We start from the raw sequence: 11,278 nt of genomic DNA, 5'->3' as shown, positions 1-11,278 counted from the left end.
CATCACGGTCCTGAAGAGCGAGGCCGACCTCGCCGCCACGATCGAGCCCACCCGTTTCGGGACGCAGGGCACGGTAGAGGTCACGGCCGCCCCGGCCGCCTCCGGCCTCGTCTACGTCGTGTCGGGTTCCACGGTCGTCGGCATCGGCTCGCTGCGCGAGGGATCGGCCAGCGTGCGCATCTCCGGCACGGCGCTCGAGCCCGGTTCCCACCGGCTCCAGGTCCTCTACGCCGGCAACGACTCCGTCGAGCCCGACGACGTCACGGTCGAGCACACGGTCACCAAGGCCACGCCCGTCGTCCGGGCCACCGCGCCGCGCGGGAAGGTCGTCGTCGACCGGACGCGAGCGGTCGTCCCGGTCCGGGTGAGCGCCGACGGCTTCCGGCCCGATGGTGGCACCGTGCGGGTGCGTCTCGGCTCGACGATCCTCGGCACGGCGACGCTGCGCAACGGGACCGCCGAGGTGCGCCTGCGACCGCTGCGCAGCACGGGTACGAGGCAGTTCACCGTGGAGTACCTCGGTGACCGTCGCACCGGCTCGGCCGCGGTCCCGCTGACGATCCGCGTCGTCCGGCGTTGACGTCCGCCCGTCCGGCTCCCGTCACCTCCTCGGAGGGGTCAAGGAGCCGGTCGGGCGCGTCGCGTCTGCGCGGGAGGCCCGCCCGGCGGTGGGTTGCTCCGGGCTGGCCAGCGGAGCTCAGGAGGCGGGCACGAGGTAGCGGTAGTGGTGGTGCGTCCTGAAGTCGTGCGGCGCGTAGAGCGCGAGCGCCGCGTGGTTGTCGGGCATGGTCTGCAGGTACACGCGGGTCGCGCCGCGCTCGTGCGCCCACGCCAGGCTGGTCCGCACGACGGCGTCGGCGAGACCGCGTCGGCGGTGCTCGGGGAGCGTCTCGACGGCGGCCACGCCGGCCCACTCGCCGGTCACCACGACCCGTCCGACGGCCGCTGCGGGGACGCCGTCGTCGGGGACCTCGACGAAGCCGACCGTGCGTGGTCCCTCCAGCACCCGGCGCGCGGCCTCCACGTCGTCGACCCGGCCGTAGCGCGACAGCCAGGCGTCCGAGGCTCGTGGCGTCACGGTCGCGCGGCCGTCAGGGGCCGGGGCGTCACCGAGGTCGGCCACCTGCACGACGGCGCCGCCGAGGTAGTCGGTGCGCGCCGTCCAGCCCGCCGCGAGGAAGCGGCGCTCCCACGCGGAGTCGACGACGACCTGCGCCTGCGGCTGCAGGCCTCGCGACGTGTAGAAGTCGAGCACCGCGGCGAGCGCCTCGTCGTCGGGCCGTCCCGGGTCGCCCACGACGGCGACGGAGTTCGCGCGACCCGTGAACGCCCCGGCGGCGCGCAGCTCCCACGCACCGAGCGGCACCGACTCGGGAGCCGGCCACCCGCGCGAGGTGATCCGGACCAGCTCGTCGACGTCGACGTCGAGCGCGCGGGGGCTGCGGGCGGGGCGGTCGGGCACGACCTTGAGCGCGACGACACGACCGGCGTCCACGGCCGTCTCGGACCCGTCGCGACGCTGCACGACGAGCCCGGTGGGGTCGGCCGCGACGACGCGACCGACGACGTCGGTGGCGCTCCCGTCGGCGAGCCGGTGCCGCACGGTCACCCGTCGGCCGAGAAGGTCCTGGACGTCTGCCACGACGCCACCGTCTCATGAGGCATACCTCAGTACGGCGCCCCGTCGACCAGGCGGGATACTGGGACGGTCCGCCACCGACCAGGGCGGACCAGCGTTGCCGTCGAAGGAGCCGTCGTGACCTACGTGATCGCCCAGCCGTGTGTGGACGTCAAGGACCGCGCGTGCGTGGACGAGTGTCCCGTCGACTGCATCTACGAGGGCAAGCGCATGCTCTACATCCACCCCGACGAGTGCGTCGACTGCGGTGCCTGCGAGCCGGTGTGCCCGGTCGAGGCCATCTTCTACGAGGACGACACCCCGTCGGAGTGGAAGGAGTACTACGACGCGAACGTGAACTTCTTCGACGACCTCGGCTCGCCCGGTGGTGCCGCGAAGATGGGCGTGATCGACAAGGACCACGCCTTCATCGCCGCGCTGCCCCCGCAGAACCAGGAGTGACGGCGGGGCCCTCCAGCGGGGCCCGACTCCTGGGCGCAGCCCGACGCGTCACCCCCGAGGCCACCTGCGAAGGAGCGTCCTGATGGACCGACCCCGTCTCTCCTCCCGCTTCCCCGACTTCCCGTGGGACACCCTGGCCGACGCCAAGCAGCGCGCCCACGCACACCCCGACGGCATCGTCGACCTCTCCATCGGGACACCGGTCGACCCCACGCCGTCGGTCGCCCGTGAGGCGCTCGCCGCAGCCTCGGACGCGCCGGGCTACCCGACGGTGGCGGCCCCCGAGGCCGTGCGCCAGGCCGCCGTCGACTGGCTCGAGCGTCGGCTCGGAGTCACCGGGCTCACGACCGACCAAGTGCTGCTGACCGTGGGCTCGAAGGAGCTCATCGCCAACCTGCCGTCGCAGCTCGCGCTCGGACCCGCCGACACCGTCGTGCTCCCCGCGCTGGCGTACCCCACCTACGAGGTCGGTGCCCGCTTCGCCGGCGCCCGCGTCGTGCTGGGCGACCCGGTCGCCGACGGCCTCACCGACCAGCCGGCGCTCGTGTACGTGAACTCCCCGGCGAACCCGCACGGTGAGGTGCTGTCGGCCGAGCACCTGCGCGCGGTGGTCCGTTGGTGCCGCGAGCGGGGAGCGCTACTGGTCTCCGACGAGTGCTACGCCGACTTCGGCTGGGAGCGCGAGCCGGTCTCCGTGCTGCACCCCGACGTCTGCGAGGGCAGCCACGACGGACTGCTCGCCGTGCACTCGACGTCGAAGCGCTCGAACCTCGCGGGCTACCGCGCCGGCTTCGTCGCGGGCGACGCGGCGGTCGTCGCCGAGCTGCTGGCCGTCCGCAAGCACCTCGGGTTCATGCTGCCGACCCCGGTGCAGCAGGCCTTCGCCGCCGCGATCGCCGACGACGAGCACGTCGTCCTGCAGCGTCGTCGCTACGCCGAGCGTCGCGACGCGCTCCGCCGTGCGCTCGAGTCGGCCGGATTCACCATCACCCACTCCGAGGGCGCGCTCTACCTCTGGGCCACCCGCGGCGAGGGCTGCCGCGACACGGTCGCCTGGCTCGCCGAGCGCGGCATCCTCGTCGCCCCCGGAGACTTCTACGGCGAGCGCGGCGCCCAGCACGTGCGCGTGGCCTTCACCGCCACCGACGAGCGCGTCGCCGCCGCCGTCGCCCGCCTCGCCGCGTCCTGACGGTTTACCACGGTCCCGTGGTAGACGTCGTCCTCCCTCGGGAAGCTTGCCGCGGGAGGAGCAGGTTGACCACGGGACCGTGGTAAACCGCTGAGCTGCGGCCGGCCGTCAAGATCGCGTCAAGACGCGTCAGGGGGTCGTCAGGAGCGGCGTCGCGGTGCGGGGACGGGTGTGGGGTGGGGGCATGTCCCTCGTCACCGCACTCCAGCTGCTCGGCGTCGCCGCCCTGCTGGTCTACCTCGTCGTGGCCCTCGTGCGGCCCGACCGGTTCTGAGTCGCCCATGTCCGACACCGTCTCCGGCCTGCTGACCATCGCGGCGCTGCTGACCCTGCTCGCCGTGGTCTACGTCCCGCTCGGCGACTACATGGCGCGCGTGTTCACCTCGACCCGGCACCTCCGCGTCGAGCGCGCGCTCTACCGCGTCGGCGGCATCGACCCCGACGCCGAGCAGAGCGCCCGCGGGTACGTGCTGAGCCTCGTCGCGTTCTCCGTCGTCGGCATCGTCCTGCTCCTGGCGATCCTCCTCGGCCAGGCCGCGCTCCCGTGGGACCGTGGCCTGCCCGGGATGCCCTGGGACATGGCCCTCAACACGGCGGTCTCCTTCGTCACCAACACCAACTGGCAGTCCTACGCCGGCGAGTCGACCCTGGGCTTCGCGGCACAGGCGCTCGGTCTGACGGTGCAGAACGTCGTCTCGGCCGCCGTCGGCCTCGCCGTCGCGGTCGCGCTGGTCCGCGGCTTCACACGGGCGGAGTCGAGCACCCTCGGCAGCTTCTGGGTCGACCTCGTCCGCGGCACCGTCCGCGTCCTGCTCCCGCTGGCGCTGGTCGCGGCGGTGCTGCTCCTGCTCGGCGGGGTCGTGCAGAACCTCTCCGACGTCACGGTGCGCGCCCTCGGCGGCGGCACGCAGGTGGTGCCGGGCGGGCTCGTCGCCAGCCAGGAGGCGGTCAAGCAGCTCGGCACGAACGGGGGCGGCTTCTTCAACGCGAACTCCGCGCACCCGTTCGAGAACCCGACGGCGCTGACCAACCTGCTCCAGGTCTTCCTCCTGCTGGTGGTGCCGGTCTGCCTGACCCGCACCTTCGGGACGCTGGTCGGCTCGCGGCGCCAGGGCCTGGTGCTGCTCGGCGCGATGGGCGTGCTGTGGGCCGGAGCCCTCGCCGTGACGACGTGGGCCGAGGTCGGCGGGCAGGGCCAGGCCGCGCAGGCTGCCGGCGCGGCGATGGAGGGCAAGGAGACCCGCTTCGGGGAGTGGGCGTCGGCGTTGTTCGCCGTGTCGACCACCGGCACCTCGACGGGAGCGGTCAACGCGTCCCACGACTCCATGTCGCCGCTCGGGGGCGGGACAGTGATGGCGCACATGATGCTCGGCGAGGTCTCGCCCGGTGGCGTCGGTTCGGGCCTCTACGGCATCCTCGTCGCCGCGATCCTCGCCGTCTTCGTCGCCGGACTCATGGTCGGGCGGACCCCCGAGCTGCTCGGCAAGAAGATCGGTTCGCGGGAGATGACCTACGTCGCGCTCTACACGCTCGTCGTCCCCGCCCTCGTGCTCGTCGGCATCGGCACCGCCATCGCGCTGCCGTCGACGGCCGACGCCATGGGCAACCCGGGAGGCCACGGCTTCTCCGAGGTCGTCTACGCGTTCACGTCGGCCGCGAACAACAACGGCAGCGCCTTCGGCGGCATCACGGTGACGTCGACGTTCTTCCAGCTGACGCTTGCCGCGGCCATGCTGCTCGGCCGGTTCGTGCCGATCGTGCTCGTCGTCCTGCTCGCCGGCTCGCTGGCCCGCCAGCGTCGGGTGCCGACGACGGCAGGCACCCTGCCCACCGCGACCCTGCTGTTCGGCGGACTCGTGGTCGGCGTCGTGCTGCTCGTCTCGGCCCTCACCTTCTTCCCGACCCTCGCCCTCGGCCCCGTGGCCGAGGCCCTGACAGGAGCCTCGCGATGACCCGCACCTCCGCTGCCACGCCGTTGTCGCGGCAGCTCGTCCAGCAGCTCCCCGCGGCGCTGCGCAAGCTCGACCCCCGCCACCTGTGGCGCAGCCCGGTCATGTTCGTCGTGTGGATCGGCTCCCTCGTCACGACGGTGTCGGCGGTCGTCGACCCGAGCGTCTTCGCGGTCGCCATCGCGGTCTGGCTCTGGCTCACGGTCGTGTTCGGCAACCTCGCCGAGGCCGTCGCCGAGGGCCGCGGCAAGGCACAGGCCGACTCGCTGCGCGCGGCGCGCACCGACGTCACCGCCCGGCGCGTCGCCTCCGACGGCAGCGAGTCGGTCGTGGCGGGCACCGAGCTGACGGTGGGCGACCTCGTGCGGGTCAGCGCCGGCGAGGTGATCCCCGGCGACGGCGACGTCGTGGAGGGCGTCGCGACAGTGGACGAGTCGGCCATCACCGGGGAGTCCGCGCCGGTCGTGCGCGAGGCCGGCGGGGACCGGTCGGCCGTCACGGGCGGCACGCGCGTCCTCTCCGACGAGATCGTCGTGCGGATCACCGCCGCGCCCGGCGAGACCTTCCTCGACCGGATGATCTCCCTGGTCGAGGGCGCCGAGCGGCGCAAGACCCCTAACGAGATCGCTTTGTCGATCCTGCTCGTGAGCCTGACGATCATCTTCCTGCTCGCCGTCGTCACCATCTCCCCGATGGCCGACTACGCGGGCGCGCCGCAGCCCACGGTGGTGCTGGTCGCGCTGCTCGTGTGCCTGATCCCCACCACGATCGGGGCGCTGCTGTCGGCCATCGGCATCGCCGGCATGGACCGTCTGGTGCGGGTGAACGTGCTCGCGATGTCGGGTCGTGCGGTCGAGGCGGCCGGCGACGTCAGCACGCTGCTGCTCGACAAGACCGGCACGATCACCTACGGCAACCGCCGGGCGTCGCGCTTCGTGCCCGCGGAGGGCGTCACCCTGGCCGAGCTGACGGAGGCCGCCCGCATCGCGTCGCTGGCCGACCTGACGCCCGAGGGTCGCTCCATCGTCGACCTCGCCGTCGCCGACACCGGTGCCACCGGCACGGGCGCCCCGCTGCCGGCCGGCGCCGAGCCGGTCGAGTTCACCGCCCAGACACGCATGTCGGGCGTCGACCTGCCCGACGGCCGCGAGCTGCGCAAGGGAGCCGGGAGCGCCGTCGAGGCGTGGACCGGCGCCGGGCTCCCCGCGGAGGTCGGGGCGGCCGGCTACGAGATCTCGATGTCCGGCGGCACGCCCCTGCTCGTCGCCGAGCGTCGAGCCGGATTCACCCGGGTGCTCGGGGTCGTCCACCTCAAGGACGTCGTCAAGGAGGGCATGGTCGAGCGGTTCGCCGAGCTGCGACGCATGGGGATCCGCACCGTCATGGTCACCGGCGACAACGCGCTGACCGCGCGGGCGATCGCCGCGGAGGCCGGTGTCGACGACGTGCTCGCGGAGGCGACGCCCGAGGACAAGATGCGACTCATCCGCGAGGAGCAGTCCGGTGGCCGCCTCGTGGCCATGACCGGCGACGGCACCAACGACGCGCCCGCGCTCGCGGCTGCCGACGTCGGCGTCGCGATGGCGTCGGGCACGTCGGCGGCGAAGGAGGCCGGCAACATGGTCGACCTCGACTCCGACCCGACGAAGCTCATCGACGTGGTGCGCATCGGCAAGCAGCTGCTCATCACGCGCGGCGCGCTCACCACGTTCTCCATCGCCAACGACCTCGCCAAGTATTTCGCGATCGTCCCGGCCATGTTCGTGACCGCGTACCCGTCGCTGGACACGCTCAACGTGATGCGGCTGGCCACGCCGGAGTCGGCGATCCTGTCGGCCGTCATCTTCAACGCCCTCGTCATCGTGGGACTCATCCCGGTGGCCCTCAAGGGCGTGCGCAGCCGGGCCGCCGACGCCGCGAGCGTCCTGCGGCGCAACCTGCTCGTCTTCGGCGCGGGTGGCGTCGTCGTCCCGTTCGTCGGCATCAAGCTCATCGACCTGCTCGTCTCCCAGATCCCAGGAATCAGGTGACCGTCGTGATCCGCGACCTCCTGCGTCAGTCCCTCGCCGCCGTCCGCGTGCTGCTCGTGCTCACCGTGCTGCTCGGCGTCCTCTACCCGGCCGCCGTGTGGGCCGTGGGCCGGGCCGTGCCCGACCGGGCCGACGGCAGCCTGCTGCGCGTCGACGGCGTCGCCGTCGGCTCCCGCCTCCTCGGCCAGACCTTCGAGGGCGCGCAGTGGTTCCACCCGCGCCCGTCGGCCAACGACTACGACGGCCTCGCGTCGGCACCGTCGAACCTCGGGCCCTCGAACCCCGATCTTCTCGCGGCGATCCGTGAGCGGCGGGCCGCGGTGGCGCGCGAGGACGGGGTGTCGCCGTCGGCCGTGCCCGCCGACGCCCTGACCGCGTCGGGGTCCGGGCTCGACCCCGACATCAGCCCCGCCTACGCGGCGCTGCAGGTGCCGCGGGTCGCCCGGGAGCGCGGACTCGACGAGGGGACCGTGCGTCGTCTCGTGGCCGAGGCCACCTCCGGACGCCAGCTCGGGTTCCTCGGGGAGCCCACGGTGGACGTCCTCGAGCTGAACGCGAGCCTGTCGGGTGCAGACTGACGTCGTGCACACGGTCCAGACGCGGGGCGACGCCGCGCCCGAGCACGGGCGCGGGTGCCTGCGGGTCTACCTCGGCGCCGCGCCCGGCGTCGGCAAGACGTACAGGATGCTCGACGAGGGCTGCCGCAGAGCAGCGCGCGGCACCGACGTCGTGGTGGGGGTCGTCGAGACGCACGGCAGGGCGCTGACGCAGGAGCGGATCGGCGGGCTCGAGGTGGTGCCCCGGCGCACCGTCCAGCACGGCGCGACGACCCTGACCGAGCTCGACGTCGACGCGGTGCTGGCCCGAGCGCCCCAGGTGTGCCTCGTCGACGAGCTGGCGCACACCAACGCGCCAGGATCGGGGCACGTGAAGCGCTGGCAGGACGTCGACCAGCTGCTCGCGGCCGGCATCGACGTCGTCACCACCGTGAACGTGCAGCACCTGGAGTCGCTGAACGACGTCACCGAGGCGATCACCGGCGTCCGCCAGCGCGAGACCGTGCCCGATGCGTTCGTGCGGTCGGCGGAGGCCATCGAGCTGGTCGACATGAGCCCGTCGGCGCTGCGCCGCCGCCTGGCCCACGGGAACGTCTACCCGGCCGAGCGCGTCGACGCGGCGCTGTCGCAGTTCTTCCGCGAGGGCAACCTCGCCGCGCTGCGGGAGCTGGCCCTGCTCTGGCTCGCCGAGCGGGTCGACGAGGGCCTCGAGCGCTACCGGGCGCGTCACGAGATCGAGGCCACGTGGGCGACGCGCGAGCGGATCGTCGTGGGCGTCACGGGTGGCCCGGAGTCGGAGCCGCTGATGCGGCGCGCCGCGCGGATCGCCTCGCGCGGTTCGGGTCCGTCGGGCGACGGCGGGGCGCCCTGGACGGCGCTGTACGTGTCGCGCGGCGACGGCCTGCGCCAGACCGGCCCGGACCGGCTCGAGGAGCTGCGCACGACGGCGCAGGAGCTGGGTGGCAGCTTCCACACGGTGGTCGGCGACGACGCCGCGGCCGCGATCCTCGACTTCGCGCGCGCCCGCAACGCGACCCAGGTGCTCATCGGGGCCAGCCGGCGCGGGCGGCTGTCGACGCTGCTGCGCCCCGGCATCGGCGAGACGATCGTGTCCGAGTCCGGCGACATCGACGTGCACATCGTCACGCACGACGAGGCCCGACGGCGCCAGGCCAGGGTGCGCGAGGAGTCGGCGCTCGGACGACGTCGGACGTGGGCGGGCTTCGCCGTGGCGCTGCTCGGGCCGTTCGTGCTGGCCGGTCTGCTGCTCGCCACCCGCGACCTCCACGGTCTGCCCACCGAGGCCATGCTGTTCATGGTGCTCGTCATCGGCACCGCCCTGGTGGGTGGTCTGCGCCCGGCCGTCGTGGCCGCGTTCGTCAGCGGCGGCGTCCTGAACTACTTCTTCACGCCTCCCGTGCAGACGCTGCGCATCGCCACGGGCGAGAACGCGGTGGCGGTCGTCCTCTTCGTGGCGGTCGGCATGTCGGTCGCTCTCGTCGTCGATCGCGCGGCCCGGCTCGCCGGGCTGGCCGGCAGGGCCCGGGCGGAGGCCGACAGCCTGAGCGTGCTGGCGCACCAGCTTGTGCACGCGGGGAACGACCTGCGGCGTCTGCTGCGCACGACCGTCGACCTGTTCGGCGTCGACGGCGCCCAGCTGTGCACGACGGACGGCCGCGTGCTGGGGGAGCACGGCGTGACGTCGGGTCCGGAGCGGACGGTGCCGGTGGGCGACGAGCACGTACTCGTGCTGTGGGGGTCGGCGGCCGAGGCCGTGGAGGAGCCGTTGCTGGCGGCCGTCGTCGCCCACGCGACGGTGCTGCTGGAGCGCCGCGCGGCCGTGGCGCTCAAGGCCGAGCGACGGGTGCTGGCGGAGACCGCCCGGACGCGCACGGCGCTCCTCGCCGCCGTGTCCCACGACCTGCGGACGCCGCTGGCGGCGGTGAAGGCGGCGGTGAGCAGCCTGCGCGACCCCGGCGTCGACTGGTCCGACCAGGACCGAGCCGACCTGCTCGAGACCATCGAGGACGGCGCCGACCGGCTCGACGCGCTCGTGGTCGACCTGCTCGACATGAGCCGGCTGCAGACCGGGGCGGTCGTGGCTCGTGCGGAGCCCGTCGACGTGCTGTCGGTGGCCCAGCGGGCCGCCGCAGGGACGCCGACGGTGCTCGAGGTGCCCGACGACCTCCCGGAGGCGCGCGCCGACACCGCGCTGCTCGAGCGGGTGCTCGCGAACGTCGTCGAGAACGCCCACAAGCACGCGGCGGGCTCGACGGTGCGGGTCGACGCGACCGCCACGCGCGAGCACGTCGTGGTGCGCGTGGTCGACGGAGGACCCGGTGTGCCGGAGCACCGCCGAGCGCAGATGTTCGAGCCGTTCCAGCGTCTCGGCGACGTCCCGCGCGGGGCCGGGGTCGGGCTCGGCCTCGCCGTCGCCCGCGGTCTCACGGAGGCGATGGGCGGACGTCTGACCGCCGAGGACACCCCCGGCGGCGGGCTCACGCTCGTGGTCGAGCTGCCCCGGGAGGGCTCCATGACGCTGACGACGGGAGGCGACGACGCATGACGGTGGTGCTGGCGGTCGACGACGACGCGGCGATCCTGCGGACCCTGGGCATCGCGATGCGCGCGCGGGGCTACGAGGTCGAGACGGTGGCGGACGGCCGGTCCGCGCTGCAGTCGCTCACCGAGCGGGTGCCCGACGTCGTCCTGCTCGACCTGGGCCTGCCCGACCTCGACGGCACGGAGGTGCTGCGGCGGATCCGCGAGACGTCGCAGGTGCCCGTGGTCGTGCTGTCTGCGCGGCACGAGTCCGACGACAAGGTGGAGGCGCTCGACCTCGGGGCCGACGACTACGTGACGAAGCCGTTCGGCATGGAGGAGCTCCTGGCGCGCGTCCGGGCGGCGCTACGTCGGGCCGCGCCCTCGCGGGCGCCCGTCGTGACGGTGGGCGACCTGGTGCTCGACGTCGAGGACCGGCGGGCCACCCGGGCCGGCGAGCCGGTGCACCTGACCCCGACGGAGTGGAAGATCGTGGAGGTCCTGGCGCGGGCGCAGGGACGCCTGGTGCGCCAGACCACCCTCCTGACCGAGGTGTGGGGGCCGACCTACGAGCGGGAGACGCACTACCTGCGGGTCTACCTCGCGCAGCTGCGTCGCAAGCTCGAGGACGACCCCGCGCACCCGCGCATGCTGATCACCGATCCCGGGCTCGGTTACCGGCTGCTGTCGGACCTGTCCTGACGCGATCCTGACGTGACGCCCGCTGGATCCTTGACGCGTCCCGGGCGCAGGCTCTGAGCATGACCGCCGCACCCGACCACCGTCCCGTCCCCGCCGCACCCGCCGACGAGCCGCGACCTCCGCACACGCTGCAGGAGAGTCTGGAGCGGTTCGGCGGCGCGTGGCTGGCGGCCGGCGTGACGACCGTGGTCGGGGCGGTGGCCCTCACGGCGCGTGTCGTCGTCGGGTGA

General features: G+C 73.7%; 11 protein-coding genes. 10 read left to right on the top strand and 1 reads right to left on the bottom strand.

Annotated elements, in window-relative coordinates; translation table 11 throughout:
* A partial coding sequence (locus tag A6Q81_RS05700) for an Ig-like domain-containing protein (RefSeq protein WP_286689807.1) occupies positions 1-580 on the top strand: 580 nt, incomplete at its 5' end.
* A gap of 117 nt (positions 581-697) precedes the next feature.
* Here A6Q81_RS05700 and A6Q81_RS05695 read toward each other — a convergent pair.
* Positions 698-1,642, bottom strand: a complete 945-nt coding sequence (locus tag A6Q81_RS05695) for a GNAT family N-acetyltransferase (RefSeq protein WP_286689806.1) — start codon at positions 1,640-1,642, stop codon at positions 698-700.
* Positions 1,643-1,756: 114 nt separating this feature from the next.
* Between A6Q81_RS05695 and fdxA the strand changes: the two genes are divergently transcribed.
* The 9 genes from fdxA to A6Q81_RS05650 all read left to right on the top strand — a co-directional run bounded on the left by fdxA (position 1,757) and on the right by A6Q81_RS05650 (position 11,278).
* Complete coding sequence (gene fdxA, locus A6Q81_RS05690; protein ID WP_067855044.1) at positions 1,757-2,080, top strand: ferredoxin; 324 nt, start codon at positions 1,757-1,759, stop codon at positions 2,078-2,080.
* Positions 2,081-2,162: 82 nt separating this feature from the next.
* Positions 2,163-3,269, top strand: coding sequence for a succinyldiaminopimelate transaminase (gene dapC / locus A6Q81_RS05685; RefSeq protein ID WP_067855047.1), 1,107 nt, complete (start codon positions 2,163-2,165; stop codon positions 3,267-3,269).
* Positions 3,270-3,453: 184 nt separating this feature from the next.
* Positions 3,454-3,543 carry a potassium-transporting ATPase subunit F gene (locus A6Q81_RS05680; RefSeq protein ID WP_083516245.1) on the top strand — a complete coding sequence of 30 codons (90 nt, stop codon included), beginning with the start codon at positions 3,454-3,456 and terminating at the stop codon, positions 3,541-3,543.
* A 7-nt stretch (positions 3,544-3,550) separates the two neighbouring features.
* Positions 3,551-5,221, top strand: a complete 1,671-nt coding sequence (gene kdpA / locus A6Q81_RS05675) for a potassium-transporting ATPase subunit KdpA (protein WP_286689805.1) — start codon at positions 3,551-3,553, stop codon at positions 5,219-5,221.
* Entirely contained in the window at positions 5,218-7,248 is a 2,031-nt protein-coding gene (kdpB, locus tag A6Q81_RS05670) for a potassium-transporting ATPase subunit KdpB (protein ID WP_286689804.1), read from the top strand. The genes kdpA and kdpB overlap by 4 nt, the downstream gene beginning before the upstream one ends.
* 5 nt (positions 7,249-7,253) lie before the next feature.
* Positions 7,254-7,826, top strand: a complete 573-nt coding sequence (gene kdpC / locus A6Q81_RS05665) for a potassium-transporting ATPase subunit KdpC (protein ID WP_286689808.1) — start codon at positions 7,254-7,256, stop codon at positions 7,824-7,826.
* A 4-nt stretch (positions 7,827-7,830) separates the two neighbouring features.
* Entirely contained in the window at positions 7,831-10,371 is a 2,541-nt protein-coding gene (locus A6Q81_RS05660) for an ATP-binding protein (RefSeq protein ID WP_286689803.1), read from the top strand.
* Entirely contained in the window at positions 10,368-11,048 is a 681-nt protein-coding gene (locus tag A6Q81_RS05655) for a response regulator (RefSeq protein WP_067855060.1), read from the top strand. Before A6Q81_RS05660 ends, A6Q81_RS05655 begins: the two co-directional genes overlap by 4 nt.
* A gap of 59 nt (positions 11,049-11,107) precedes the next feature.
* Entirely contained in the window at positions 11,108-11,278 is a 171-nt protein-coding gene (locus tag A6Q81_RS05650; protein ID WP_158509170.1) for a hypothetical protein, read from the top strand.

Source organism: Aeromicrobium sp. REDSEA-S38_B2 (genome assembly GCF_001628525.1).
GTDB classification, from domain to species: domain Bacteria; phylum Actinomycetota; class Actinomycetes; order Propionibacteriales; family Nocardioidaceae; genus Aeromicrobium; species Aeromicrobium erythreum.
The sequence above is the reverse complement of the archived record's forward strand: the minus strand, read 5'-3'. Positions and strand labels throughout refer to the sequence as shown.

What these genes read in the sequence shown, in the direction of transcription:
- dapC (WP_067855047.1), top strand. Translation starts at nt 2,163, where the DNA reads ATGGACCGACCCCGTCTCTCCTCCCGCTTCCCCGACTTCCCGTGGGAC.
- A6Q81_RS05680 (WP_083516245.1), top strand. Translation starts at nt 3,454, where the DNA reads ATGTCCCTCGTCACCGCACTCCAGCTGCTCGGCGTCGCCGCCCTGCTG.
- kdpA (WP_286689805.1), top strand. Translation starts at nt 3,551, where the DNA reads ATGTCCGACACCGTCTCCGGCCTGCTGACCATCGCGGCGCTGCTGACC.
- kdpB (WP_286689804.1), top strand. Translation starts at nt 5,218, where the DNA reads ATGACCCGCACCTCCGCTGCCACGCCGTTGTCGCGGCAGCTCGTCCAG.
- A6Q81_RS05655 (WP_067855060.1), top strand. Translation starts at nt 10,368, where the DNA reads ATGACGGTGGTGCTGGCGGTCGACGACGACGCGGCGATCCTGCGGACC.
- A6Q81_RS05650 (WP_158509170.1), top strand. Translation starts at nt 11,108, where the DNA reads ATGACCGCCGCACCCGACCACCGTCCCGTCCCCGCCGCACCCGCCGAC.